Source organism: Streptomyces sp. KL109B, assembly GCF_030766935.1.
Classification (GTDB): domain Bacteria; phylum Actinomycetota; class Actinomycetes; order Streptomycetales; family Streptomycetaceae; genus Streptomyces.
Genome location: NZ_JASERL010000002.1, coordinates 1,056,682 through 1,082,752 on the forward strand (window position 1 = coordinate 1,056,682; position 26,071 = coordinate 1,082,752).

Below are 26,071 nucleotides of genomic sequence, written 5' to 3' on the forward strand. Positions count from 1 at the left end.
CTGGACATGGCTCGGGGACGAGATCGGGACAGTGGAAGTCTATACGATGTCCCACATTTCTATTCAGTGATGCACGGCACCCCTGTTCAGTGGTGCACGGCGTCCCGTTCCACCGGGCAGCTCATGCACCGCGGCCCGCCCCGGCCCCGGCCCAGCTCGCTGCCCGGGATCTCGATGACCTCGATGCCCTGCTTGCGCAGAAACGTGTTCGTCGTCGCGTTCCGCTCGTACGCGACGACGACGCCCGGCTCGACGGCGAGCACATTGCAGCCGTCGTCCCACTGCTCGCGCTCGGCGGCGTGCACGTCCTGCGTCGCGGTGAGGACCCGGATCCCGGAGAGCCCGAGGGCGGCGGCGATGGCGCGGTGCATGTGCTCGGGCGGATGGTCGGTGACCTTCAACTCGGCGCCCGACGTGCCCGGTTCGATGGTGTACGAGCGGAGCATGCCGAGCCCCGCGTACTGGGTGAACGTATCCCCGTCGACCATCGTCATGACCGTGTCGAGGTGCATGAACGCGCGCCGCTTCGGCATGTCGAGCGCGACGATCGTCCGGGCGGACCCCGCCGCGAACAGCTTGTGCGCGAGCATCTCCACGGCCTGCGGCGTGGTCCGCTCGCTCATCCCGATGAGCACGGCGCCCTGCCCGATGACGAGGACGTCGCCGCCCTCGATGGTCGACGGGAAGTCGGCCTGCCCCTCGGACCAGACGTGGAACGGTTCGGGGGCGTCCCGGAACAGCGGATGATGCCGGTAGATCGCCTCGAAGTGCACGGTCTCGCGCTGCCGGGCAGGCCAGCGCATCGCGTTGATGGATACGCCGTCGTAGATCCACGCCGAGGTGTCGCGCGTGAACAGGTGGTTGGGCAGCGGGCCGAGCAGGAAGTCGTCGAGCTCCATGACGTGGAAGCGCACGGAGGTCGGCTCCGGGTGCGCGGCGAGGAACTCCCGCTTCGTCATCCCGCCGATCAGCGCCTCGGCGAGCTCCGGCGACGGCAGCGTCTCGAACGCCTCCCGCAGGTGGTCCGTGGCCAGCGGCCCGTACTCCTTCTCGTCGAAGACGCGGTCCAGGACGAGGCCGCGGGCGGCGTCGACGTCGAGGGCCTCGGTGAGCAGGTCCCCGAACAGGTGCACGCTGACGCCGCGGTCGCGGAGCACGTCGGCGAATCCGTCGTGCTCCGCGCGGGCGCGGCGTACCCACAGCACGTCGTCGAAGAGCAACTGGTCCTTATTGCTGGGCGTGAGCCGCTTCAGCTCCAGGTCGGGCCGATGCAGAACTACTCGGCGTAGGCGACCGGCCTCGGAGTCGACGTGGAATCCCATGGCCACATCCTTACCCGCCCCACCGTGATTGCGCCCTGGGGCTCAATCGCCGGCGGGGCTTGGTGTGTCAAGCCTCGCCGGCGATTGAGGCGCGGGGGCCGGGGCAGAGCCCCGAGGCCGCAACCGCGGGTGACCGGGACAAACGTCAGAGCCGAGGATCGACCGGCTCCGACTCAAGCGCCAGAACCGCGAACACGGCCTCGTGCACCCGCCACAACGGCTCCCCCTCCGCCACCCGGTCCAGGGCCTCCAGGCCCAACCCGTACTCCCGAACCGCCAACGACCTCTTGTGCCCAAGAAACCGCTGCCGCAACTTCACGAGATTCCCCGGCCTCGTGTACTCCGGCCCGTAAATGATCCGGAGGTACTCCCGCCCACGGCACTTCACACCGGGCTGCACCAACCTCCCCTTCTCGTCCCGCACCAACGCCCCGACCGGCTTCACGACCATGCCCTCGCCGCCCCGCCCGGTCATCTCCAGCCACCAGTCGACCCCGGCCCGCACCGACCCGGCGTCCCCCGTGTCGACGTACAGCCGCCGCGTCGTCTGCAGCAGCCCCGTCGTGTCGTGCGCGACGACCCGGTCGATCAGCGCGAGCTGCTCGTCGTGCGGCACCGCCGCGAGCGAACGCCCCCGCACCGCGAGGATCTGGAACGGCGCGAGCCGCACACCGTCGAGCCCGTCCGTGGTCCAGCAGTAGCGCCGGTACGCCTCCGTGAACGCCGCCGCGTCGGCCGCCCGGCCCCGCTGCCGGTCCAGCAACTCGCCCACGTCGACGCCCCGCCCGGCCGCCTCCTCCAACGCCCCGAGCGCCCCCGGGAACACGGCACCGGAGGCCGCGCCCACCGCCGCGTACTGGGCGCGCAGCAGCCCGGACGCCTTGAGCGACCACGGCATCAACTCGGCGTCGAACAGCACCCAGTCGGTGTCGAGCTCCTCCCAGAGCCCGGCCGCCGTGACGGCGTCCCGCACCCGCGCGAGCACCGCCTCCGTCGTCCCGGCGTCGTCGAAGAACGGCCGCCCGGTACGCGTGTAGACCGAACCGGTGACGTCTCCCGCGGCCCCGAACCGCTCCTTCGCGGCCTCAGCGTCCCGGCACACCAGCACCACGGCCCGCGACCCCATGTGCTTCTCCTCGCACACGACGCGCTCCACGCCATCGGCGGCGTACTGCGCGAACGCCTCCGCCGGGTGCTCCAGGTAGCCCTCCACCTTCGACGTGGCGGTGGGCGCCATCGTCGGCGGCAGGTACGGCACGAGCTGCGGCGCGACGGCGAACCGGCTCATGACCTCAAGGGCCGCCGCCGCGTTCTCCTCGCGCACGGTGACGCGCCCGCTGTGCCGGGTCTCGACGCTGCGCCGCCCGTACACATCGGCGAGGTCGAGCGGCCGCCCCTCGTGCCCGCCCGGCGCCTCGGTCGCCAGCGGCCTGGTCGGCTCGTACCAGACCTGCTCGGCCGGTACGTCGACGAGCTCGCGCTCCGGCCAGCGCAGCGCGGTGAGCTTCCCGCCGAACACGGCACCCGTGTCGAGGCAGATGGTGTTGTTGAGCCACGTGGCGGTGGGCACCGGAGTGTGTCCGTACACCACGGCCGCCCGGCCCCGGTAGTCCTCCGCCCACGGGTAGCGCACCGGAAGCCCGAACTCGTCGGTCTCCCCCGTCGTGTCGCCGTACAGGGCGTGCGAGCGCACCCGCCCGGACGTGCGGCCGTGGTACTGCTCGGGCAGCCCGGCGTGGCACACGACGAGCCGCCCGCCGTCCAGCACGTAGTGGCTGACGAGGCCATCGACGAACGCGCGCACCTCGGCGCGGAACTCCTCGCTCTCCCCCTCCAGCTGCGCGATGGTCTCGGCGAGCCCGTGCGTGTGCCGCACATTGCGGCCCTTGAACCAACGCCCCAGCTTGTTCTCGTGGTTGCCGGGCACGCACAGCGCCGTACCGGCCTTCACCATCCCCATCACGCGGCGCAGCACGCCGGGTGTGTCGGGGCCCCGGTCGACGAGGTCGCCCACGAAGACGGCGGTCCGCCCCTCGGGGTGCGCCCCGTCCACGTAACCCAACTTGCCGAGCAGAGTGTCGAGTTCGCTCGCGCATCCGTGGATGTCGCCGATGATGTCGAACGGTCCGGTGAGGTGGGTCAGGTCGTTGTACCGCTTCTCGGTCACGACACTCGCGCCCGCCACGTCCGCGACGCCGCGCAGCACGTGCACCTTGCGGAAGCCCTCGCGCTCCAAGTGCTTGAGGGAGCGCCGCAGTTCGCGGGTGTGCCGGGAGATGACGCGGCGCGGCATGTCGGCGCGGTCGGTGCGCCCCGCGTTCCGCTCCGCGCACACGTCCTCGGGGACGTCGAGCACGATGGCGATGGGCAGCACGTCGTGCTTGCGTGCCAGGTCGACCAGTTGACGGCGGGCGTCCTGCTGGACGTTGGTCGCGTCGACGACGGTGCGGCGGCCCGCCGCGAGCCGTTTGCCCGCGATGTAGTGCAGTACGTCGAAGGCGTCGCGGCTGGCGCCCTGGTCGTTCTCGTCGTCGGCCACGAGGCCCCGGCAGAAGTCGCTGGAGATCACCTCGGTCGGCTTGAAGTGCGCCCGCGCGAACGTGGACTTGCCCGATCCGGACGCCCCGACCAGCACGACCAGCGAGAGGTCGGTGACGGGCAGCACACGCCCGCCCTCGGTGGTGTCGTCGTGGTCGGTGGAACTTGTGGTGCCGGCGGCGCTCATACGGCCTTCGCCTCCTTCTCATCCGTTTCGGTTCCGGTCGTCGTGAAGACCGCCATCTGCGTCGGCGGCCCCACCTCGGGGTCCTCGTCCCCCACCGGCACGTACCGCACCGCGTATCCGTGCCGCTCGCCGACCCGCTCCGCCCACGCGCGGAACTCGGCGCGCGTCCACTCGAACCGGTGGTCGCCGTGCCGGACGTGCCCGGCGGGCAGCGTCTCCCAGCGGACGTTGTACTCGACGTTCGGCGTGGTCACGACGACCGTACGGGGCCGCGCCGAGCCGAACACCGCGTACTCCAGGGCGGGAAGGCGTGGCAGGTCGAGGTGCTCGATCACCTCGCTGAGCACCGCGGCGTCGTACCCCTTGAGCCGCTTGTCGGTGTACGCGAGCGAACCCTGCGTCAGCCGTACGCGCGCCGCCTGCCGCTCCCCCAGCCGGTCCAGCTTCAGCCGGCGCGAGGCAACGGTGAGCGCCCGCACGGACACGTCGACGCCCACGATCTCGGTGAACCGCACGTCCTTGAGCAGCTCCCGCACCAACTGGCCCTGCCCGCAGCCCAGATCGAGCACCCGCCCGGCACCGGTCTCGCGGAGCGCTTCGAGGATCGCCTCCCGGCGCCGCACGGCCAGCGGCACGGGACGCTCCTCGGTGTCGCTCTCCTCGTCCACGGCGTTGTCGATCTCGTCGACATCCGTGTCATCGGCGTCCGCGAGCCGAATGAGCTCAAGGCGCTCCATCGCCTCCCGCGTCAGCGACCACCGCCGCGACAGATACCGGCCCACGATCAGCCTCTGTTCGGGGTGCTCCGCCAGCCACCCCTCCCCGGCGCGCAGCAACTTGTCGACCTCGTCGGCCGAGACCCAGTAGTGCTTCGCGTCGTCGAGCACCGGCAGCAGCACGTACAGGTGGCGCAGCGCGTGCGCGAGCCGCAGCTCGCCCTCCAGGACCAGACGTACGTACCGCGAGTCGCCCCACTCCGGGAACCGCTCGTCCAGCGGCACGGCCGTCGCCTCGACCGCCCACCCGAGCGGCTCGAACAGCTTGCGTACGAGATCGGACCCACCCCGCGCGGGCAGTGCGGGCACCTCGATGCGCAGCGGCAACGGCTGCTCGGCCCGCTCCGGACGCGCCCTGCACACGCCGCGCAGCGCACTGGAGAAGACGCTGCTCAGCGCCACCGCGAGCAGCGAAGACGCGGCGTACGGCCGGTCGTTCACATACTGCGCGAGCGACGCGTCGGGCGCGCCGCCCCGGCCCTTGCCCCGGCCCCGCCGCGCCAGCGCCACGGGATCCACTTCCAGCAGCAGCGCGGCCGTGCACCGCTCGTCGCCGGCCTCGGGGTAGAGGACGTGCGCGGTGCCGTGCGCCGTGCTGAAGACCTGCGCCCTATCAGGGTGCTTGTGCAGCAGAAAGCCCAGGTCGGTGGCCGGATTCGCGGCATTGCCCGTGGTAGAGATCGTCATGAACACACGCCCGAGTATGACCGCCGCCGCGCCCTGGCCACCATGGGTTTTCGCCCGCGCGAAGCCGCCGACGCCGCCGCCCACTTCATCGAAGCGCACGCCCCTGACCTGCATGATGGGTGCATGGATCTTCGCGTTTTCACCGAACCGCAGCAGGGCGCCACCTACGAGACGCTGCTCCGCGTCGCCAAGGCCGCCGAGGACTTGAACTATGGAGCCTTTTTCCGGTCCGACCACTACCTCCACATGGGACCCGTCGACGGCCTGCCGGGCCCCACGGACGCCTGGACCACGCTCGCCGGGCTGGCCCGCGAGACGAGCCGGATCCGGCTCGGCACCCTGATGACGGCCGGCACCTTCCGCCTTCCGGGCGTGCTCGCCATCCAGGTCGCCCAGGTCGACCAGATGTCCGGCGGCCGCGTCGAGCTGGGGCTCGGCTCCGGCTGGTACGAGGAGGAGCACTCCGCGTACGGCATCCCGTTCCCCAAGGAGAAGTTCGGGCGCCTGGAGGAGCAGCTCGCCATCGTGACGGGCCTGTGGGAGACGCCGGTCGGCCAGCGCTTCAACTACGACGGCACGTACTACCAGTTGACGGACTCCCCGGCCCTTCCCAAGCCCGCCCAGCCGCGCGTACCGATCCTCGTCGGCGGCCACGGCGCCAAGAAGACGCCCGCGCTCGCCGCGAAGTACGCCACCGAGTTCAACATCCCCTTCGCCTCGATCGCCGACACCGAGCAGCAGTTCAAGCGCGTGAAGGCGGCGGCCGGGGAGCACGGCCGCGCCCAGGACGCGCTCACCTACTCCAACGCCCTCATCGCCTGCGTCGGCCGCGACGACGCCGAGGTGAAGCGCCGCGCCGACGCCATCGGCCGCGACGTCGACGAACTCAAGGCGAACGGTCTCGCCGGCTCCCCCGCCGAAGTCGTCGACCGCATCTCCGCCTACCAGGCCGTCGGTTCCCAACGCATGTACCTCCAGATGCTCGACCTCGACGACCTGGACCAGCTGGAACTGATCGCTTCCGAGGTGGCTCCGCAGTTGACCTGAGCCGACGGAAGCGTTCGCACACGCGTCGACCTCGCCGTCCGCCTCTTCGGCCCCGTCACCACGGTCGGGTGAAACTCGTCAACCCGGTGCGTGGTGACGGGCGTCGCGCAGTGACTCGGTCCCCGTCGTGATCGTTGACTCGGGCGGAGCCGGACCGCCCGGCACCCGCGCCGGCGGTCGCTGCCGGGCGCCACATTGCGTCAACTCCCCTTCCCCGCGCGGGAGGGCGAGGGCCGAGGAGGCCGCCATGTCCCAGGAATCCGTGCCGGATCAGGCCGGGCCGGACACATCCGTGCCGGAGCAGCAAGGCGCCCCCAAGGGTCTGCTGCAGCAGATGGAAGAGCTGATGGCCGCGCTCAACGCCGACCTGTCGCAGCTCGACGCCGACCTCCAACAGCCGCCCGGGGCCTCGCGCCCCACCGGTGAGGACGCCTGAGCAGGGCACCACCGCCCGCTCTCACGCCGCCGAGTCCGAGTCCGGTTCCGGCTCGGGCTCCCGGTCGGCCAGGGGCAGGGCGCGACCGCCTCGCGGAAGCCGCTGCAGTATGTCGAGGATTCTGTCCCTCGACTCGTCCGCCGCGTCGATCGCTTCCATGCACTGCCAGTAGGCCCCCTCCTCGAACGATTCGCTCGCCACCCCGACGAGGGCGATGCCCACGTCGCCGAGCAGCGCGCCGAGGTCGATCAACGCCTGGTGCACATCGCCCAGTTCGGTCAGCTGGGCCGCCCGTATGCCCCCGGCGCCCACGACCGGTGTCGCCGAGCCGCCGCTGCCGCGAGCCCCCGCCTCGCCCAGCCCCAGCGCGTCTACCCGTAACTCCGGTGGCCCCTGCAGGGCGAGGCGGCTCCCTATCGCCTGCGCCAGGGCCTGTGCCTGCCATGCCTCCCTCATGATGTCCGGCGGTTCCTGACTCTCCGCCAGGGCCCGTCGGCCGACCCCGATGAGTCGTACCGCATCCATCGCGTCCCCGATCGTCTCCCGCCCGAACTCCTTCGGCCACTACCCAGAGTGAAGGCATGCGCGACGAAAAGCTAGGGGGTGCCCGAAATCTGTGGACAGAAAGTGCGATCTGAATAAGACTTTGACTCCGGAGAGTGACATTCGGTCCCGGATTACCCAACTTCCTTGCCGGGGACCGGGAACCGCCGCTCGTTGCGGTCGATCTTCGCCGACAGCGCGGCGAGCGCGTCGATGCCCAATACCTCGCAGAATTGCAGGAGATACGCGAGGACGTCGGCGACCTCGTCCTCGACCCGGTGGGCCGATTCCGGGTCCGTCATCACGCGGGCCGACTGCTCGGGGGTCAACCACTGGAAGATCTCGACCAGTTCGGAGGCCTCGACGCTGAGCGCGGCCGCCAGATTCTTCGGGGTGTGGAAGGGCTGCCAGTCGCGGGCGGCCGCGAACCGGGCCAGGCGGGCCTGGAGGGTTGCCACGTCGAGGGGACCGTCTTCGGTGCGTTCTTCGCTCATCGGCCCAGGTCTACCATCGTCGCCCCCTCCGCCCGCGCTCCCCACGTCGCCGCCGAGTCCTCGCCGAGCGCGGCGACGAGCCGGATGTGGCCGCGGGCGCACATGCGGGCGGCGAGCGCGGTGAGTTCGGCGCACTGGGTGGGGTCGAGGGCGCGGTCGAAGCCGTCGGCGAGGACGGTCAGGCTCTGGAACGCCTCCGGTACCTCGGCCGCCGCGTCGACGGCGAGCACGCGGGGTCCGGTGAGCAGGACGAGCGCGAGGGCGAGGTACCTCAACTCGCCGTCCGCGAGCCGCTCGACGGGGCTGGTCACGCCGGCCCCGCGGTCCACGACGGCGCGCACGGACCCGTCGGGCGCGGCCTCGGCGCGTACGTCGGCCACCGGGCCCGCGAGTCCCGCGCGGGCCGCGGTGACGAGGAGGGTGTGCCGGTTGCCGCACTCGGCGCCGGTGCGGCGCAGTACGGAGGCGAGGTTGCCGCAGCCGCCGTGCAGCCGGTCGGCGGCAGCGGGGGCCGGGACGCGCATCCGGCGGGGGTCCGGGTCGCAGGCGAAGGTGGAGCGCAGGCCGACGACGACCTGCTCCGCCGCGGCGAGCACCTTGCGCTGCCCCTCCGTGCGGCCCGCGACGCGCAGCGGGAGCATCGCCGTACCGAGCAGGTCGTCGGGGAGCGGTCCGCGGGTCACGGGCACGGAGCCGGCCGTGTGCCAGGCGGCCTGGACGTCGCGTCGGCCGGGGTCGCGCAGGGCGGTTTCCAGGTACGTGACGTCGGGGCCGGTCAATCGCTCGCCCACGACGCGGAGTTCGGGTTCCGCCTGGACGGCGAGGTCGAGGCGGACGGGGCCCGCGGGGCCCTCGACGGTGCAGCCGATGCGGAAGCCGCGGCGGCGTTCGGCGTCGGGGCGCGCGCGTTCGGGGACGTAGGCGCGGGGGTCGGGGAACACGTCGGCGAGGTGGGCGCCGCCGCCGAGTCCGGCGAGGGCGGTCAGGGCGTGCAGTGCGCTGCTCTTGCCGCTGCCGCTGGGGCCGGAGAGGGCGGTGAAGGGGGCGAGGGGGATGGTGATGCCGCGGTGCCGGGCGTAGGCGGAGAGCCGGAGGCGGGTGACGCGCGGGGCGTCCCGGCGGAGCACGGTCATGGGGTGAACGTAGGTGGGGCCTGGGGCGCAGAACCGTTTGCGCGCGGTCGGCTTCCTACGATCGGGGGACTATGCCTGTCGGGCTTGCCCGGGTGTTCGGTGTGCGGTCGGCCGGGGTTGCGGCCTCGGGGCTCTGCCCCGGACCCCGCTGGCTCTCGTCCGACGGCGGGGCTTGATTTGCCGGCCGCACGGGCTTGATGTGGTTACGAGACCGCGCCCGCCACCAGGCCCTGGACCTCCGTGCCGGGAGGGGCCAGGAGGAAGACGTTGCGGTCGACGCGGTGCATGCCGCAGCCGAGGCCCATGACGACGCCGCTGCTGAAGTCGAGGACGCGCTTGGCGACTTCGGTTTCGGCGCCGGTGAGGTCGAGGAGGACCGGGATGCCGGACATGACGGTCTCGGCGACCTCGCGGGCGTCACCGAAGACGTTGATCCGTAGGACGACGAAGCGGCGGCGGGGCTCGGTGTCCGCTTCCGGCATCGCCCGGTGGTCGACCGCGGACGGCCACTCGTTGCGGTTGCGGAGCGGCACGACCTGGGCGAGCCCTTCCCACTGTTCGTCCGTGACGTCGTGGCCGTTCACTGCCCCCACCCCGTTTGGGCTCGCACTGTTGTCTGCACCGCCCAATTCTTACGTCATGTAACCCGTTCGGCCCAACACCGACACGGTGCGGAGTCCGTGCGTCCGGTCACACCTGGTCGCCGGAGCGCGCGAGCCACCGTCCGGCGTGCCGGGTGACCTCGACGGGGCGGCCGAAGCAGGACGTCATCAGATCCTTCGTCAGCACCTCGTCGACGGTGCCGCGGGCGAGGACGCGGCCCTCGCGCAGCAGGAGGGCGTGGCTGATGGCCGGGGAGAGTTCTTCGAGGTGGTGGGTGACCGTGACGGTCGCCAACTCCGGGCGAGTGTCCGCGAGTTGGCGCATCGTGTCGATCAGGTCCTCGCGGGAGGGGAGGTCGAGCGCGTTGAAGGGCTCGTCGAGGAGGAGCAGGGCCGGGTCGGCCATGAGGGCGCGGGCGATGAGGAGGCGGGCGCGCTGACCGCCGGAGCAGACGCCGTAGGGGCGGTCGGCGAGTTCCTTGATCTGGAGTTCGGCGAGGAGCGCGTCGGCACGCGCGCGTACCTCGTCGTCGTACGACTTCCAGAGCGGTTGGACGGTGCCGCTGTGGCCCGTGAGGACGACGGTGTTGCCTGGCATGTCCTGCGGGACGCGCTGCGAGGTGGAGACGTGGCCGATGAGGGCGCGCAGTTCGCGGACGTCGACGCGGCCGAGGCGGTGGCCGAGGACCTCGACGGTGCCGGTGGTGGGGAAGTTCGTGGCGCCGATGAGGCGGAGGATGCTGGTCTTGCCCGCGCCGTTCGGGCCGAGCAGCGCCCAGTGTTCGCCGGAGCCGACCGTCCAGTCGATGTCGTCGAGGATGACCTGGCCCGTGGTGTAGCGGCGCATGCTGACGCCGTCGAGGGCTGCCACGGTACGGCCTTGGTTCTCGTTCACGGCGCCTCCTGCCTCGTCGCGTAGGACTCAGAGGGTAGCTGTGTGCTGCATTTATCCCGGTGGGTGTCCATTTCTTGGACGCGGGCGGGTGTTACGTCCACGTTCTCCTCGTCGGTGAGCGGTCCTCGACGGCCTGCGCCGCGTCGAGCAGCCCGTCTTCCGTGAACCGGCCGCCCACCAGTTGCACCCCGATGGGCAGTCCTTCGTGCGCGGTCACCGGCACCGTGACGGCGGGGAAGCCGAGGATGGGGATCGAGGCCATCGGCCACATGGCGGGCCAGAGTTCCAGGGCGCTTGCCTCGGGCCCGAGGTCGGCGTCCTGCTCGAAGGGCGGTTGCGCGGACACCGGGGTGAGCAAGAGGTGGTCGGCGCCGAGGAGTTGCTGGAGGCGGGTGACGAGTGCGCCGCGGCGGGCCCAGCCGTTGATGTACGTCTCCAGGTCGGGGCGCTCGCCCCATACGGCGGCCGACGCGGCGAAGTGCCGGGCGAGGGCGGTGCGGATCGCGTCGTCGCCGATCCGGTCGACGACGCGGAGCAGCGGCCGGGTGTCCTCGGTGAGCAGGAGCAGCCAGAGCCGGGCGGCCTCGGCGAGCAGTGGCTGCGTCGCCACCTCGTCGACCTCGTACCCCGCGTCGGCGAGGTGCGCGGCGGCGGCGTCGAGGGCCGCGTCGACGGCCGGGTGGTTCTGCGCGCCGTCGTCGCCTCGGACGAGGGTGACGCGTGCCGGGTTCCGATGGTCCCGGCCGGGCCGCGGTCCTGGCAGCGCGGGGACGCCGTAGGGGTCGCGCAGGTCGGGTGCGCTCATGGCGTGCAGGGCCAGGCGGGTGTCGGCGACGGTCCTGCCGAGCGGCCCCTGCACCGCGCAGGCCTGCACCGTGGGCGGGAAGTCGAGCGGGACCCGGCCCTCGGGGGTGTCGGCGTACGCGGGCGGCGCCCAGTCGGAGACCCGTCCCACGGTGGGCCGCAGCCCGACGACGCCGCAGCAGGCCGCGGGGTACCGGATGGAGCCGCCGATGTCGTTGCCCTGCGCCAGCGGTGTCATGCCGGCCGCGATCCCGGCGGCGGCGCCTCCGCTGGAGCCTCCGGGGGTGCGCGCGGCGTCCCACGGGTTGAGGGTCCGCCCGTGCAGGTCGTTCGCGGAGAACCAGCGCAGCGAGAAGGCGGGGACGTTGCTGCGGCCGAGCGGGATCGCACCCGCCGTACGCAGGGCGGTGACGCAGGCCGCGTCCTCTGCGGCGATGTTGTCGGCGAGGGCGCGCACGCCGTTCGTGGTGGCGTGGCCGCGCTGCTCGGTGTTGACCTTGATGGAGACGGGGACGCCGTGCAGCGGCCCGAGTTCGGCGTCGGCGCCTCCCGCCGCGACGGCGGCGTCGGCCGCCCGCGCCGCCGCGAGCGTCTCTTCGGGGCGGACCTCGACGAGCGCGTTGACCTTCGGGTTCGTCGCCTCGATGCGGTCGAGGCAGGAGGTGACGATCTCGTAGGACGACACCTCGCGAGCGCGTACGGCGGCGGCGAGTTCGGTCGCCGGGCGTTGCCACAGCTCCGTGTTCCGGGCGGGACTTTCCATGGCGCACCTCTTTCGGTCGCGTGCGGGTCCAGCTGCACAGCCGCGTAATACAACGGCGTTTTATTTCGTGGACAGAGTGCGGTTCGGTGTCGGCCGATGTCAACAGCCGCCGATGAAAGGGCAGTTCAGCGCGCCCGCCCCGGCATTCAGCCCGCTTGCCCGCGCAACCTGTCGACCACGGCCAGGATCGCCCGCTCGCCGCGCTCGGCCGGCCAGCTCTCGGCGTCCTCCAGCGTGGCGAGCCAGTAGCCGCGCAGGATCAGGTGGAGGATGTCGCCGCTCAACTCCGGTTCGGGCAGGCCCGCTTCGGCGATCAACTCGGCGAGGCCCTCGTAGTCGCCGCGGGCGTTGGACCGCCGGGTCTCGTCGACCTCGGCGCCGGGGGCCGCGCTCGCGATCTCCATCATCAGGCGGCGCACCACCTCGTCGTCCTGCTCCGTGGTGCACATCCAGCGGATCGCGGCGCGCAGCCGCTCCTCGCCCTCGGCGCCCTCGATGGCCCGCTCCAGCTCGCGGCTCCAGTCGGCCCCGGCGCGGCGCAGCGCGTTGATCATCAACGCGGCGCGGCTGGAGACGTAGTTGGTCACCATCGCGGTGGAGCCGCCGAGTTGCCCGGCCACGGCCCGGATGGTCACGGAGCGCACGCCCCGGTCGCGGGCGACCTGGATGGTGGCGGCCGCGATCTCGTCGAGCCGCCTGGCCTCGTCTACCTCGATCGGCATGCCGCCGACCCTACCCAATGGGTTGACCGCGTTCACACGGAGCTGCAATGTTGTTGTACAACGCCGTTGCATCACGGTGTCGTTCTTCGTTTCCGCGTTCTCTACCGCATTCTCTTCCGCGTCCTCACCAGCCCTGTTTCCAGGAGATTTTGGGGGACCCCCGCCATGAGTCTTCATTTCACGCGCGTCGGCCCGGCCCCGGTGTCCGAGCGCGCCGAGCAGCACTGGGTGCGGATGCGCGACGGCATCCGGCTCGCCACCGACGTGTACCTGCCCGCGCCACCGGACGACGTACGAGTCCCGACCGTCCTCGTGCGCCTCCCGTACGACAAGAACAGCCGCTACGTGTACTTCGACGAGATCGCGGCCCGCTTCACGGCCCGCGGCTACGCCGTCGTCGTCCAGGACGTGCGCGGCAAATTCCGCTCGGAAGGGCAGACGCTGCCGTTCCTGCGGGAGGGCGACGACGGGTACGACACGCTCGACTGGATCGTCCAACAGGCCTGGTCCGACGGGGTCGTTGGGATGTTCGGCGACTCGTACTACGGCTTCACCCAGTGGGCCGCGGTCGCGTCCGAGCATCCGGCGCTGCGGGCGATCGTGCCCCGGGTGACGACGGTCGACTTCAACGCGACGACGCAGGGCTGCCCGGACGCGCCGCCGGGCGTCGGCCGCCCGGTCTGGCTGGAGGGCATCGACTACTACGCCCACTACTGGGTCGACCAGGGGCTCTACGAGTACGAGCCGGACCGCTCGATCCGCCCGGTCGTCGAGCAGTACGAGGAGGCGTTCCGGGCGATCGGAGCCCGCTCGGCCTGGTTCGACACGCTCGTACCGCACTTCACGGACTTGTTCCCGGCGCGCGGCCGGCACCCCTACGACGCGCGGCCGGTGCCGGTGCTGCACTGCGTCGGCTGGTTCGACAACATCCTGCTCCCGCATCTGCGGGACTATCTGGCCCTCGCGGCGCGGCCCGGCTGGGACGCCGTGCAGTACCTGTGGGCGGGCGCGGTCGACCACGAGAACTACCGGCTCGCCGACGCTCCCGCGACCGCCGGAACCGACCACGCGGTGAACCCGGCGGCCCTCGACCGGATGCTGCCGCAGTACGTGGACCCGGCGCTCGGGTTCTTCGACGTGTTCCTCAAGGGGGCCCGGCCGGTGACCGAACTGGCCAAAGTGCGCTGGGAGTTGGGGAGGGCGGAGGACGGCGGCGCGTGGCGCACGTCGAGCGCCTGGCCGCCGCCGGAGGCCGTCGAGCGCACCTTCTGGCTGGCCCGCCCGGAGGACGCGGCGGGTCCGCTCCCCGGCGGAGCGCTCGTCGACTCACCGCCAGAAACGCCGGAATCGGAGAGTTCGGCGCGGTGGGCGTACGACCCGGACGACCTGGTGCCCTCGGACGTCCCCAACTCCTTCGCGTATCTGCACAGTTACCCGGATCTGGCGCGGACGGCCGCACGTGACGACGTGCTCGTGTTCTCCGGGGCGGCGCTCACCGAACCGCTCGACCTGGCCGGGCCGCTCGGCCTGCGCCTCCATGTCTCCGGCAGCGCCCCCACCTTCGACGTGTTCGTGAAGCTCCTGGACGTCGGGCCCGACGGGCGCGCCCATCAGATCGCGCGCGGCGAGGTGTCCGTACGCGGCGAACTCGCGCCGGACGAGGTCCCCGTCGACCTCGGGCACACCGGCTACCGGGTGCGCGCGGGCCATCGCCTCGCCGTCCTCCTCGCCTCCAGCGACTACCCGCTCTTCCTGCCGTCGTCCGGCAGCGAGGACAACCCCTGGACCACCCCCGCCGCCAAGCCCTCCGCGCAGACCCTGCGCACCGGCGCCGCCCGCCCCTCACGCCTCACGGTCTCGGTGCTGCCCGGCCGCGACTGACCCGGCACCCCTTCCCTCAGGAGCACCCACATGCACGCTCCCCGACCCACCCTCGTATCCATCGCCGCACTGGCCTGCGCGCTGGCCCTGGCCTCCTGTTCCTCCGGCAACTCCCCCTCGGCGAACGGGAACGCGAACGCCGGCGCGCCCAAGCTCACCACCACGACCCCCGCCGCCCACGGCACCGTCGACCACGTCACCTGGAACCTGCCGATGGGCGAGCCCACCACGCTCGACCCGGCGAAGGTCGGCGACTACTCCCCCAGCACCGTCGCCTCCAACCTCTGCGACCCGCTGATCCGCCTCAAGCCCGACTACTCGACGGCCCCCGGCCTCGCCACCTCCTGGCACCGACCCGACCCGAAGACGCTGGTCCTGAACCTCCGCCACGGCGTGCGCTTCTGGGACGGCAGCCCGATGACCGCGAAGGACGTCGTGGCGAGCCTGGAGCGGCAGCGCGTACCGGCCACGCAGAGCGTGAACGTGCAGGTCCTCGCCAACGTCACCACCATCAGGGCCACGAGCGACCACCAGGTCACCGTCCGCTTCCGCGCCCCCGACTCGCTGTTCCTGAAGTACCTCGTCAACGGCTTCGGCGCCGTCGGCAAGGCCGCGTACATGAAGAAGGCGGGCACCTCGTACGGGACCGCGCGCGGCGGGCTCATGTGCACCGGTCCTTTCGAGCTGAAGGAGTGGCACTCCGGCGATTCGATCACCGCTGTGCGCAACACCGCGTACTGGGACCGCTCGCTGCGCCCCAAGGTCAAGAAGCTCACGTTCCGCTTCATCACCGACAACGGGACGCTCACCAGCGCCCTCATGTCCGGTCAGATCGACGGGAGTTACGAGATTCCCTCGACGTCCGCGAAGGCGCTGCGCGGCTCGGAGGAGGGGAGCCTGCACTACGGTCCTTCCGCTCAGACCGTGTTCCTCGCGGCGACCTCTCCGACCTCGCCGATGGCGGACCGGCGCGTCGCCGACGCGCTCTCCCTCGTCCTCGACCGCGACGCGCTCGTCAAGAACGTCTTCGACGGCGCCGCGCAGCGCCAGAAGACCTTCATCCCGTCCCTCGTCTGGAAGAACAGCGAGGCCAAGGACGTGTACGCGAAGGGGTACGCGGCGCTGCCCGCCGCCCCAGGGCCCGATGTCGCCAAGGCGAAGAGGCTCGTGGCGAAGGCCGCGCCGAAGCGGCGGACGCTCGTCGTCGCCACGGCCGCCGGGGACCAACAGTCGTTGCAGACCCTGACGTTCCTCCAGGCCGCCGCCAAGGGGATCGGCCTCAAGGTCGTCATCCGGCAGCTCCAGCCGACGCAGATGTCAGGCCTTTTCTTCAACCCGGCGCTGCGCAAGGGCCTCGACGCCACGATGGCCCTCGGCTACGTCGAGATCCCCGACCCACTGTCGTACGCGGACATGCTGACCGACCCGAAGTCGCCGATGAACTGGACCAACTACCGCAACAGCGCCGTGACTTCACACATTCGGGCGGCGAAGGCGACGACCGATCCGCAGGACGCCGCGCGCGAGTTCACGAAGGCGCAGGCGCTGTACGCGAAGGACTTCCCGATCGTGCCGATCGCCTGCCCGTACGAGCGGATGTTCCTGAACAAGCGGCTCAGCGGGATCCCCGCGTCGTTCGCGTACATCAACATGCCGTGGGCGGCGCGCCTCGGCGGGACCGGGCGGGAGTCGTGATCTGGCGGTTCGTGGCCCGGCGGGCCGCCATGCTCGCCGCGACGGCGCTGGTCGCGAGCGTCGCCGTGTACGGGGCGCTGTTCGTGTCGCCGGGCGATCCGGCGACGCTCCTCGTCGGCGGCGGGAAGCCGCCGAGCGAGCGGCTGCTCGCCGAGATCCACCGCCAGTACCACCTCGACGACCCGTTCGTGCGCGGCTATTGGCGCTGGCTGAGCGGACTGCTGCGCGGCGATCTCGGCGAGTCGCTCAGCTACCGGGACTCCGTCGCGCACCTCGTCGGCGACCGGCTCGGCAACACCCTCTTCCTCGTCGCCCTCGCCGCCCTGCTCATCATCGGCGCGGGCGTGGCCCTCGGCACGCTGGCCGCGCTGCGCGGCGGCTGGGGCGACACGGCGGTGACCGTCGTGACGACGACGCTGATGGCGGTGCCGACGTTCGTGATGTCGGTGGTGCTGATCTGGTGCTTCTCGGTGCGCTGGGGGCTGTTTCCCGCGTACGGGAGCGGGTCCGGGTTCGGCGGGCGGCTTGAGCATCTGACGTTGCCGGCGCTCGCGTTGGCCGCGACCTGGCTTGCGTACGTCGCGCAGGTGACGCGCTCTGCGGTGCGCGCCGAACTGGCCTCTGAGCATGTGCAGACGGCGCGCGGGCGCGGCCTGCCGGAGCGGCTCGTGGTGCGCAAGCACGTGCTGCGCAACGCGTCCGCGCCCGTCTTCTCCGTCTCCGGTGTCGCCGTCGCGGGCCTGATCGCGGGCTGCGCGGTCGTCGAGCAGGCCTTCGGCATCAACGGCATCGGGGCGCTGCTCGTGCAGAGCGCCGCGAAACAGGACCTGGCGGTGGTGCAGGCGCTCGCGCTCATCAGCGTCGTCCTGTTCGTCGGCGTGAACACCGTGGTCGATGTGGTCTCCGCGCTGCTCGACCGGCGTACACCCTTGGAGGCATCGGCATGACCACTCTCGAACTCGCCGCGAAAGCGGGGGCGTTGGGGCGAGGGCGGGCCGTCGCGCGGGGCAACGGTGTGCTGATCGGCGCGGGCGTCGTCGTCGCGCTCGTCGTCCTCGCCGCCGTGTGCGCGCCACTGCTCGCGCCGTACGATCCCGAGACCGTCGACCCGATGGCCGTGTACCAGGGCAGTAGCGGCGCGCACTGGCTGGGCACCGACGACACCGGGCGCGACATCCTCTCCCGGATCCTGTACGGGGCCCGGCTCAGCCTCCTCGCGCCCGCCGTGGTGACGCTCGCCGCGTCCGTGGTGGGCACGGCGCTCGCCGTCTCGGCGGCGTGGCTCGGCGGCTGGTACGACCGGGGCGTGTCGTCGGCGCTGAACGTCGTGTTCGGCTTCCCGGGTCTGATCCTCGCCGTCGTCGGCGCGGCCGTCTTCGGGGCGGGCCTCCAGGTCGCGGTCGTGACGCTGTCCGTCGCGTATCTGCCGTACGTGGCGCGGACCGTGCGCGGCGCGGCGCTGCGCGAAGTGCATCTGCCGTACGTGTCCGCGCTGCGGATGCTCGGGGTGCCGGGCCGGCGGATCTGCCTGCGGCACCTGGTGCCCGCGCTGCTGCCGCTCGTCCTTGTGCAGGTGACGGTGTCCTTCGGGTACACGCTGCTCGACGTCGCGGCGTTCTCGTTCATCGGGCTCGGCGCGCAGCCGCCGACCGCCGAGTGGGGCCTGATGGTGGCCCAGGGCGCGTCGGGCGTGCTCGCGGGGCGGGCCGAACAGTCCCTGTACGCGGGCCTCGTGATCGTCGTGTTCGTCATCGCGTGCACGCTGCTCGGCAACGGCCTGTCCCGACGACTGACGGGGGAGGACGCGCGATGACGCTCCTGGACATACGTGGGCTGCGCGTCACCCTGCCCGTGGGCGGGGGCGACCGTACGGTCATCCACCGGGCGGATCTGTCCGTACCGGCGGGCGGGGCGCTCGGGCTCGTCGGCGAGTCCGGTTCCGGGAAGTCGCTGACGGCGCGTTCGGTGCTGCGGCTGCTGCCGGCCGGGGCCCGCGTCGAAGGTGACGTACTGGTCGACGGCGCGTCCGTGCCCGCGATGGGGCCTGGCGCCCTGCGCGCGCTGCGGGCGACGGACGTCGCGATGGTCCATCAGGATCCGCGCGCCCACATCAACCCCGTCCGCACGGTTGGCGACTTCCTCACCGAGGGCCTGATCGCGCGCGGCACCCGGGCCCGCGCGGCCACCGCCACCGTCACCGGGCTGCTGCGCGACGTCGGCATCCCGGACGCCGAACGCAGGCTGCGGCAACGGCCGCCGGAGCTGTCCGGGGGGCTGCTCCAGCGCGTCATGATCGCGGCGGCGCTCGCGGGCGGGCCCCGGCTGCTGCTCGCCGACGAGCCGACGACGGCGCTCGACGTGACGACGCAGGCCGAGGTCATGGCGATCATCGACGAGGCACGGGCCGACCGCGGCCTCGCCCTCCTCTTCATCACGCACGACCTGGCGCTGGCGGCGGCCGTGTGCGACCGGATCGCCGTGATGTACGCGGGTTCCGTGGTGGAGGAACTCCCCGCCGACCGGCTCCACAAGGCGGCCCGCCACCCGTACACCCGGGCGCTGCTCGCCTCCCGGCCCGCGCCGGGCGCGGACGCGCGGGAACTGCGCGCCATCCCCGGCCGACCGCTGTCCGCGTTCGAGGCGGGCGCCGGTTGCGCGTTCGCGCCGCGCTGCCCTGCGGCCCGCGCCCGGTGCCGCACCGAGACCCCGCGGCCGCGCCCGGTCGGCGACGGCATCGCCGCCTGCCACTACCCCGAGGAGCCCGCAGATGACGCCGACGCCTGAACCGGGCGACCGCCCGTACGTGCTCGAAGTGACCGCGCTCCGCAAGGAGTTCGCCGGTGTCGTGGCCGTCGACGACGTCGACCTGGCGCTCGCGCCCGGCGGCTCCCTCGCGGTCGTCGGCGAGTCCGGGTCGGGGAAGACGACCACCGCCCGGATGATCGCGGGCCTGGAGCGGCCGACGGCCGGGGTCGTGCGTCTGGCCGGCCGGGAGCGTACGCGCCCTCCTCGCCGCACGGCCGAACGGCGGCGCGCGGCCCGCGAGGTGCAGATGGTGTTCCAGGACCCGTACGCCTCCCTCGACCGCCGCCAGCGCGTACGCGACTGCGTCGCCGAGGCCGTCGCCCTCCACACCGAGCTGCGCGGCACGGCCCTGGACCGGCGGGTCGCCGAACTCCTCGACCAGGTGGGCCTCGACGAGCGACAGGCCGCGGCGCTGCCCCGCGCGCTCTCCGGCGGCCAGCGCCAACGCGTCGCCATCGCAAGGGCGTTGGCCGTCGCGCCACAGCTTCTGGTCCTCGACGAGGCGGTGGCCGCGCTCGACGTGTCCGTACAGGCGCAGATCCTCACGCTGCTGCGCGAGATCCGTGAACGGACGCCGGTGGCCTACCTGTTCATCACCCACGACCTCGGCATCGTCCAGCACGTCTGCGAGGACATCGTGGTCATGCGCCACGGCCGCATCGTCGAACGCGGCGCCGTACGCACCGTGCTGACCGAACCCCGGGACGCGTACACCCGCACGCTGCTCGACTCGGTGCCGCGCCCCGGCTGGAAGCCCCGCCGCAGCCGGACGACCCTTGCAACACCCGCCCACTGACAAGGAGTTGACCTCACCCATGACGCCCGACACCCCCGCCCTCTCCTACGCCTTCGAGATCCGCGCCGAGGTCGACAAGCCGCTGCACATCGGGCACGGCACGACCGGCGAGCGCACCGAGTTCACCCCGATCACCGGCGGCACCGTACGCGGCCCCCGCCTGAGCGGCACCGTGCTGCCCGGCGGCGGCGACTGGTCCAGCACGCGCGGCGACGTCTGCGAACTGGAGGCCCGCTATCTGCTGCGCGCGGACGACGGCGCCGTGATCGACATCGTCAACCGGGGCTACTACGTGGAGAGTTCGGGCTACTTCCGCACCGCGCCGGTGTTCCGCACCGACTCCCCCGCCCACCTCTGGCTCGCGCGCACGGTCTTCGTCGGCCACGCGCACGACGAGGGGAACCCGCGGGACGGCGTCGCCATCGTGATCCGCTGCTACAGCGTGGATTGAATCGATTTCACAGCGCTCGGCCCACGCCGTTTACAAAACGTTCAGTAAACAATTCGGTCGGCGCCTCCCGGAATGCGGCGCAATCCATTGACGCCCGCCGGAACTACCGCCACCGTCACCCCCATGAAAAGAAGAATCAAACACTGCCTCGCCTTCTTCGTCGCGGCCGCTGCCGTCGCCGCGGGCCTCATCACCTGGCCCGCGACGGAATCGGCGCAAGCATTCCCGCCGAGTTCGAAGCAGACCGTCCTGAACTACTTGAAGAGCATCTCCGGAAACCACATCGTCTCCGGCCAGCACAACAAGGAACCCGCCACCTCCCCCGGCCAGTACACGCAGCAGGTCAAGGACGTCTCCGGCCAGTACCCCGGCCTGTGGGGCGGCGACCTGATGTTCAACGCGACGGACGTCGCCAACCGGCAGCGCGTGATCGACCAGGCCAAGACCGAGTGGAAGAACGGCTCGCTCGTGGCCCTGACCTGGCATGTCTGCCCGCCGACCATGGGCAGCAGCTGCGCGTTCGAGGGCGGCGTGAAGTCGAACATCCCGGACGCGCAGTTCTCCCAGCTCGTCACCGACGGCAGCGCGCTCAATACGGCGTGGAAGAAGCGGCTCGACGAAGTCGTGCCCTATCTCAAGCAGTTGAAGGACGCGGGCGTGCCCGTTCTCTTCCGGCCGCTGCACGAAATGAACGAGTCGTGGAACTGGTGGGGCCACCGGCCGGGCTCGAACGGCAGCGCGCGCCTCTACCAGATCACCCACGATTACCTGGCCAACACCAAAGGGCTCGACAATCTGATCTGGGTGTGGAACGTGCAGGACAATCCGGCGGGCGGCTGGAGCAATTACTACCCCGGTAGTTCCTACGTCGATGTGGCGTCCCTCGACGCCTGGTACAAGAATTACCCGAGCTCCGCCGACTATCAGCAGATACGCGGCATCGCCGGCGGCAAGCCGATCGCCATCGCGGAAATGGGCAAGATGCCGAACGACGCCCTGCTGACGAGCCAGCCGCAATGGGCCTGGTTCATGATGTGGTCCGAGCAGTTGCGCGGCAACAACACCAACGCCGAGATCCAGTCGACGTACTTCCACCCCCGCGTACTGAACCAGGGTGAACTCACCCTCTGACCTCCTGCCCCTGCCTCGTCCCCCGCGGCGGCGCGCTGCTGCCGCGGGGCACGAGCACGGGCGGCGCGACGGACTCCGAGGAAGGGTTGCGGCGGTGGACCACATCGAAGAGGCGGCGCGTGACGTCCGCGCCGAAGGCGAAGACGTCGTGGCTCATCGCGGACAGCGGCGGGTACGTGAGGCGGCACAGCTGCGAGTCGTCCCAGGCGATCAGGCTGACGTCCGCCGGTACGGCCAGGCCCAGTTCGGCGGCTGCCGCGAGCCCGGCGACCGCCATGATGTCGTTGTCGTAGACGATCGCCGTGGGCCGCGGAGCGCGGCCGAGCAGCCCGCGGGTGGCGCGGGCACCCTGCTCGGCGGAGAAGTCGGTGGTGACGCTGAGGGCCGGTTCGAGGCCGAGGTCGGCGACGGCCCGGTTCAGGGCGACGGTACGCAGGATGGTGTGGCCGAGCGCCGGGTGCCCGCCGACCCGGGCGATCCGCCGGTGCCCGAGCCCCGCGAGATGCCGCACCACCTCCCGTACGGCCGTCTCGTCGTCGGTCCACACCGAGGTGTAGCCGCCGGTCAGCGACGGGTGGCCGACGGCGACGGCCGGGAGGCCGATGGACCGCAGGGCGGCGATCCGCGGGTCGTCGTGCTGGAGGTCGACCAGGATGGACCCGGCGATCCGGCGGGCACACCACCAGTCCCGGTGCACGACGACCTCCCGCGCGGTGTCCCGCACCAGGCGCAGCAGCAGCGAGCAGCCGTGCTCCTCCAGGACCGACTCGGCGCCGGCGATGAACTCCACGTAGAACGGCTCCAGTTGGAGCTGCCGCGCCGGCCGCGCCAGGACGAGGCCGACGGTGTCCGCGGCGCCGGTCGCCGACCCGGACAGCTTGCCGGGCGGCTGGTGCGGCGACCAGCCCAGTTCGGCGACCGCCGCCATGATGCGGGTGCGGGTGGCGTCTGAGACGCCGGGGCGGTTGTTGTACGCGAGGGAGACCGCGCCCCGCGACACCCCGGCGCGGGCCGCGACATCGGTGATGGTGACGCGCCGTTCGCCGTCGCGGCCGGTCATTTGGTGGCACCGGACGCGAAGCCGTTGTAGATGTAGCGCTGCAGGAAGAGGAAGACGAGCAGCGTCGGCAGGATCACGAGGATCGCCCCGGCGGAGATGTTCTCCCAGTGCGCGCCGAACGGCCCCTTGAAGCGGAACAGGGCGGTGGAGATCGTGCCGTGCTCCTCGGACGGCATGTAGAGGAACGGGATGTAGAAGTCGTTGTACGTCGTGATGCCCTTGACGATGACGACGGTGGCGATGGCCGGCTTGAGCAGCGGCAGGATGATCTTCCAGTAGATGGTGAAGGTGTTCGCGCCGTCGATCCGCGCGGCCTCGTCGAGCGACCTCGGGATGGACCGGATGAACTGCAGGAAGATGTAGATCGAGACGATGTCCGTGCCCATGTAGAGCAGGATCGGCGCCCACCGCGTGTCGAACAGGCCGAAGCTGTTGACCACTTGGAAGGTGGCGACCTGCGTCGTCACCGCCGGCACGAGCGTGGCGACGAGGAACAGCGCCATGACCGTCTTCTTCAGCCGGAACTCGAAGCGGTCGATGGCGTACGCCGTCATCGAGCCGATGAGCACGGTGCCCGTGATCGAGAAGAGCAGGATGAACGCCGTGTTCCCGAACGCGGTGAGCATGTGGCCGTCACTGAACGCGGTGACGTAGTTGGACAGGTTCAGCCAGTCGTCGGGAAGGCTGAACGCCCCACCGCCCTCGGTGAGTTCACGGGACGACTTCAACGACGTCAGGAACACGACGACGAGTGGCACCAGCACCACGAGCGCGGCGACGACCAGCGACAGATACGTGAGGACCGTCCCGACGCGCGGCCGCCTACGGGCCCGGTCCAGTACAGCAGGGAGCACGGTCATACGAGATCCACCTTGTCGTCGGGCACAAGCCGCCGCTGAATCCACGTGATCAGCAGAATGATCAGAAGCAGCACCACGGCGCAGGCCGAGGCGAGCCCCGTCTTGTTGAACTGGAAGGCGAGCTTCACCGTCTGGATCACGAAGGTCTGCGTGCCGGTCGCGCCGCCCGTCATGATGTACGGAATCTCGAAAACGGAGAGCGATCCCGAAATCGCGAGAATCACACTCAGCCCGATCACCGGCTTGATGCCGGGCGCGATGATGTGCCGGAACTGCTGCCAGCGACTGGCCCCGTCGAGCTGCGCGGCCTCGTACAACTCCCCCGGAATCGACTGGATCGCCCCGAGGAACAGCACGAAGTTGAGCCCGGTGAACCGCCACACCGACACCCCCGCCAGCGAGGTGTTCGCCGACTCCGCGTCCCCGAGCCACGCGTGGCCGCCGCCCACCCCGAACCACGAGAGGACCGAGTCGAGGGTGCCGCCGTCCTGGAAGAAGTACAGAAAGACGAAGCCGATGGCGACGCCATTGATCAGGTACGGGAAGAACAGGATGCCCTTGAACAGATTCCGGAACCGCAGGTCGAAGCTGAGCACGGTCGCGAAGTACAGCGCGATCACGATCTGCACGGCGGACGCGGCGAGATAGTAGAAGCTGACGAAGAACACCCTGAACAGCTCGGGCCGCGTGAAGAGTTGGGTGTAGTTGTCGACCCCGATGAAGCTCCGCTCGGGGCTCACGCCGTCCCAGTCGGTGAAGCTGTAATAGATGATGTTGCCGACAGGCACGTACGTGAACGTGATCAGCAACCCGAGCGGCACGAGCAGAAAGAGCCACGGCGTGACCCGCCGCACCACTCCTCGCCCCCGCGTGGATCGACCAACTCCTCGCCCCCGCGCCGACCGACCAACTCCTTGCCCCCGCGCCGACCGACCAACATCTTGCCCCCGCGCCGGGTGAGCAAAATCAAGCCCCTGCGGCGATTGAGCAGCGGGGTCCGGGGCAGAGCCCCGCGACGTAGGAACGTCCGACCTCAACCCAGACTTCGCGTCGGAACCCATCCCTCACCCACCCGCACCCGCGGCAGCGCCACCCCACCGCTTGTCGAGCTCCGCGAAGTAGTCCGCCAAGGACCCCTTCTGCGCCCCCCGCGCGATATCGACAAGCTTCTGCCGATAATCCGGCTTCCCCAGCCCGATCTCGGACGCGTTGTCGATCGCGTTCACGTCACCGGTCTTGGCCTCCGACCGCTCGATGTACTTGACATCGTTGTCCTCGTACGGCTTGAGCGTCGCCGGCATCGGCGCCGCCCGCAGCGCGGAGACGGCGCCCTCCTTGGCGGCGTACCCCGACTTCTCGGTGAACCAGTCGATCCAGGCCCGGGCGGCGGCCTTGTGCTCGGAGTGGATGTTCACGGCCTGCTGGTAGTCGGAGAGCAGCGTGGCGCAGAACTTCCCGTCCTTCTGTACGGGGAACGGCATGAACCCGATGTCGTCCGGGTTCTCGCCCGCCTTCTTCGCGGCGTCCTGCATCTGCGTGATGGCCCAGGAGCCGAGCAGCATGCTCGATATCTTCCCCTTGGCCAGCAGGTTCTTGGAGTTCTCCCAGTTGGTGGTGGTCGGGTCCTGCTCGGCGTACTTGTCGTGGACGATGTCGTAGAGCAGCGTGTCGATGACGTTGAGGTCGCTGCCCGCGGCCCACGGCTTCTTGTCGTCGGCGAGCTTGTCGTTGGCCAGCTTGTCGCAGCTGACGGAGCCGATGGAGTTGGACCAGGGGCTGCTCAGCGGCCAGCCGTCCTTGAAGTTGGTGTAGTACGGCACGGAGTCCGTCTTCGCCTTGACGGCCTTGAGGTCGTCGAGCAACTCCTGTGGTGTGGTGGGCCACTTGGTGACGCCGGCCTTCTTCCACACGGCCTTGTTGTAGACGAAGCCGTTGGCGGTGCCGAAGCTGGCGACGCCGTACGTCTTGCCCTTCACGTCCGTCTTCCCGGTGAAGCGGTACTTCTTCTCCAGGTCGGCGGTGCTGCCGAGCGGGGCGAAGAACTTGGGGTAGTCGTTCTTGGCGATGACGCCGGGGATCATCAGCACGTCACCGTAGTTCTCGGTGTTCATGCGGATCTTGACTTCGCCCTCGTAGTCGGTGATGCCCTCGAACTTCACCTTCACCTCGGGGTACGTCTTGTTGAACTCGGCGGCGTACTTCTTCATCGCGCCGCTCTGGACGAGGTCGGTGCGGTGGGTGAGCACGGTGATGGTGCCCGACACGTCCTTGGGGTCGGCGGGCGCCTTGGCCTCACCGCCCGTCCCGCCGCCTCCTCCACTGCATCCTGCTGTCGCTGTCACTGTCGCCAGCATCGCGGTGGCGAGCAACGCCACACCCAGCGGCTTACTCGGCTTCTTCCTCATGTGCCCCACTCCTCAGAGGGTTTGACGGCTCCGGCCCA

The 26,071-nt window shown here is 70.9% G+C and carries 24 protein-coding genes; 10 read left to right on the forward strand and 14 right to left on the reverse strand.

Going from position 1 to position 26,071, the window contains the following annotated elements:
- Window positions 1-86 precede the first annotated feature (86 nt).
- The 3 genes from RBJ65_RS10430 to RBJ65_RS10440 form a co-directional block, all read right to left on the reverse strand.
- Window positions 87-1,322, reverse strand: a complete 1,236-nt coding sequence (locus tag RBJ65_RS10430) for an arginine deiminase (RefSeq protein WP_306318175.1) — start codon at window positions 1,320-1,322, stop codon at window positions 87-89.
- A gap of 145 nt (window positions 1,323-1,467) precedes the next feature.
- Window positions 1,468-4,047 carry a polynucleotide kinase-phosphatase gene (locus tag RBJ65_RS10435; protein WP_306318174.1) on the reverse strand — a complete coding sequence of 860 codons (2,580 nt, stop codon included), beginning with the start codon at window positions 4,045-4,047 and terminating at the stop codon, window positions 1,468-1,470.
- On the reverse strand, window positions 4,044-5,516 hold the full coding sequence (locus tag RBJ65_RS10440; RefSeq protein ID WP_306318334.1) for a 3' terminal RNA ribose 2'-O-methyltransferase Hen1: 1,473 nt from the start codon (window positions 5,514-5,516) through the stop codon (window positions 4,044-4,046). The genes RBJ65_RS10435 and RBJ65_RS10440 overlap by 4 nt, the downstream gene beginning before the upstream one ends.
- A gap of 117 nt (window positions 5,517-5,633) precedes the next feature.
- On the opposite strand from RBJ65_RS10440, the gene RBJ65_RS10445 reads away from it, so the two are divergent.
- Both RBJ65_RS10445 and RBJ65_RS10450 read left to right on the forward strand, forming a co-directional pair.
- The gene (locus RBJ65_RS10445) at window positions 5,634-6,557 is read left to right on the forward strand and encodes an LLM class F420-dependent oxidoreductase (RefSeq protein WP_306318173.1); all 924 of its coding nucleotides are present in this window, start codon (window positions 5,634-5,636) and stop codon (window positions 6,555-6,557) included.
- Between the two features lie 247 nt (window positions 6,558-6,804).
- Window positions 6,805-6,993: a hypothetical protein gene (locus RBJ65_RS10450; RefSeq protein ID WP_306318172.1), complete on the forward strand. Its 189-nt coding sequence runs from the start codon at window positions 6,805-6,807 to the stop codon at window positions 6,991-6,993.
- Window positions 6,994-7,014: 21 nt separating this feature from the next.
- Here RBJ65_RS10450 and RBJ65_RS10455 read toward each other — a convergent pair whose 3' ends face one another.
- The 7 genes from RBJ65_RS10455 to RBJ65_RS10485 all read right to left on the reverse strand — a co-directional run bounded on the left by RBJ65_RS10455 (window position 7,015) and on the right by RBJ65_RS10485 (window position 12,949).
- On the reverse strand, window positions 7,015-7,518 hold the full coding sequence (locus RBJ65_RS10455) for a DUF6099 family protein (RefSeq protein ID WP_306318171.1): 504 nt from the start codon (window positions 7,516-7,518) through the stop codon (window positions 7,015-7,017).
- Window positions 7,519-7,670: 152 nt separating this feature from the next.
- Window positions 7,671-8,030 carry a nucleotide pyrophosphohydrolase gene (locus RBJ65_RS10460; RefSeq protein WP_306318170.1) on the reverse strand — a complete coding sequence of 120 codons (360 nt, stop codon included), beginning with the start codon at window positions 8,028-8,030 and terminating at the stop codon, window positions 7,671-7,673.
- Complete coding sequence (locus tag RBJ65_RS10465; RefSeq protein WP_306318169.1) at window positions 8,027-9,163, reverse strand: ATP-binding protein; 1,137 nt, start codon at window positions 9,161-9,163, stop codon at window positions 8,027-8,029. The genes RBJ65_RS10460 and RBJ65_RS10465 overlap by 4 nt, the downstream gene beginning before the upstream one ends.
- Window positions 9,164-9,366: 203 nt before the next feature.
- A complete protein-coding gene (locus tag RBJ65_RS10470) occupies window positions 9,367-9,747 on the reverse strand; it encodes a cell division protein SepF (protein WP_306318168.1) in 381 nt (126 codons plus the stop codon).
- 106 nt (window positions 9,748-9,853) lie between these two features.
- Complete coding sequence (locus tag RBJ65_RS10475) at window positions 9,854-10,612, reverse strand: ABC transporter ATP-binding protein (RefSeq protein ID WP_306318333.1); 759 nt, start codon at window positions 10,610-10,612, stop codon at window positions 9,854-9,856.
- 139 nt (window positions 10,613-10,751) lie between these two features.
- Window positions 10,752-12,227 (reverse strand): amidase, encoded by a 1,476-nt coding sequence (locus RBJ65_RS10480; protein WP_306318167.1) that lies wholly within the window; start codon window positions 12,225-12,227, stop codon window positions 10,752-10,754.
- 146 nt (window positions 12,228-12,373) lie between these two features.
- Window positions 12,374-12,949 carry a TetR/AcrR family transcriptional regulator gene (locus RBJ65_RS10485; RefSeq protein ID WP_306318166.1) on the reverse strand — a complete coding sequence of 192 codons (576 nt, stop codon included), beginning with the start codon at window positions 12,947-12,949 and terminating at the stop codon, window positions 12,374-12,376.
- A gap of 165 nt (window positions 12,950-13,114) precedes the next feature.
- On the opposite strand from RBJ65_RS10485, the gene RBJ65_RS10490 reads away from it, so the two are divergent.
- The 8 genes from RBJ65_RS10490 (at window position 13,115) to RBJ65_RS10525 (ending at window position 21,708) form a co-directional block, all read left to right on the forward strand.
- Window positions 13,115-14,830 carry a CocE/NonD family hydrolase gene (locus RBJ65_RS10490; RefSeq protein WP_306318165.1) on the forward strand — a complete coding sequence of 572 codons (1,716 nt, stop codon included), beginning with the start codon at window positions 13,115-13,117 and terminating at the stop codon, window positions 14,828-14,830.
- Window positions 14,831-14,860: 30 nt separating this feature from the next.
- Window positions 14,861-16,525, forward strand: a complete 1,665-nt coding sequence (locus RBJ65_RS10495) for an ABC transporter substrate-binding protein (protein ID WP_306318164.1) — start codon at window positions 14,861-14,863, stop codon at window positions 16,523-16,525.
- Complete coding sequence (locus RBJ65_RS10500) at window positions 16,522-17,472, forward strand: ABC transporter permease (RefSeq protein WP_306332123.1); 951 nt, start codon at window positions 16,522-16,524, stop codon at window positions 17,470-17,472. Before RBJ65_RS10495 ends, RBJ65_RS10500 begins: the two co-directional genes overlap by 4 nt.
- Window positions 17,469-18,338 (forward strand): ABC transporter permease, encoded by an 870-nt coding sequence (locus RBJ65_RS10505; RefSeq protein WP_306318162.1) that lies wholly within the window; start codon window positions 17,469-17,471, stop codon window positions 18,336-18,338. The genes RBJ65_RS10500 and RBJ65_RS10505 overlap by 4 nt, the downstream gene beginning before the upstream one ends.
- The gene (locus RBJ65_RS10510) at window positions 18,335-19,309 is read left to right on the forward strand and encodes an ABC transporter ATP-binding protein (protein ID WP_306318161.1); all 975 of its coding nucleotides are present in this window, start codon (window positions 18,335-18,337) and stop codon (window positions 19,307-19,309) included. The genes RBJ65_RS10505 and RBJ65_RS10510 overlap by 4 nt, the downstream gene beginning before the upstream one ends.
- Window positions 19,293-20,126, forward strand: a complete 834-nt coding sequence (locus tag RBJ65_RS10515) for an ABC transporter ATP-binding protein (protein WP_306318160.1) — start codon at window positions 19,293-19,295, stop codon at window positions 20,124-20,126. Before RBJ65_RS10510 ends, RBJ65_RS10515 begins: the two co-directional genes overlap by 17 nt.
- Before the next feature lie 19 nt (window positions 20,127-20,145).
- Window positions 20,146-20,577, forward strand: coding sequence for a DUF3237 domain-containing protein (locus tag RBJ65_RS10520; RefSeq protein WP_306318159.1), 432 nt, complete (start codon window positions 20,146-20,148; stop codon window positions 20,575-20,577).
- Window positions 20,578-20,700: 123 nt separating this feature from the next.
- On the forward strand, window positions 20,701-21,708 hold the full coding sequence (locus RBJ65_RS10525) for a glycosyl hydrolase (protein WP_306318158.1): 1,008 nt from the start codon (window positions 20,701-20,703) through the stop codon (window positions 21,706-21,708).
- On the opposite strand, the gene RBJ65_RS10530 is transcribed toward RBJ65_RS10525, so the two are convergent.
- The 4 genes from RBJ65_RS10530 to RBJ65_RS10545 form a co-directional block, all read right to left on the reverse strand.
- Window positions 21,698-22,768 carry a LacI family DNA-binding transcriptional regulator gene (locus RBJ65_RS10530; RefSeq protein ID WP_306318157.1) on the reverse strand — a complete coding sequence of 357 codons (1,071 nt, stop codon included), beginning with the start codon at window positions 22,766-22,768 and terminating at the stop codon, window positions 21,698-21,700. The genes RBJ65_RS10525 and RBJ65_RS10530 overlap by 11 nt on opposite strands.
- The gene (locus RBJ65_RS10535; RefSeq protein WP_306318156.1) at window positions 22,765-23,628 is read right to left on the reverse strand and encodes a carbohydrate ABC transporter permease; all 864 of its coding nucleotides are present in this window, start codon (window positions 23,626-23,628) and stop codon (window positions 22,765-22,767) included. The genes RBJ65_RS10530 and RBJ65_RS10535 overlap by 4 nt, the downstream gene beginning before the upstream one ends.
- A complete protein-coding gene (locus RBJ65_RS10540; protein ID WP_306318155.1) occupies window positions 23,625-24,482 on the reverse strand; it encodes a carbohydrate ABC transporter permease in 858 nt (285 codons plus the stop codon). The genes RBJ65_RS10535 and RBJ65_RS10540 overlap by 4 nt, the downstream gene beginning before the upstream one ends.
- Window positions 24,483-24,692: 210 nt before the next feature.
- Window positions 24,693-26,033 carry an ABC transporter substrate-binding protein gene (locus RBJ65_RS10545; RefSeq protein WP_306318154.1) on the reverse strand — a complete coding sequence of 447 codons (1,341 nt, stop codon included), beginning with the start codon at window positions 26,031-26,033 and terminating at the stop codon, window positions 24,693-24,695.
- Window positions 26,034-26,071: the final 38 nt, after the last annotated feature.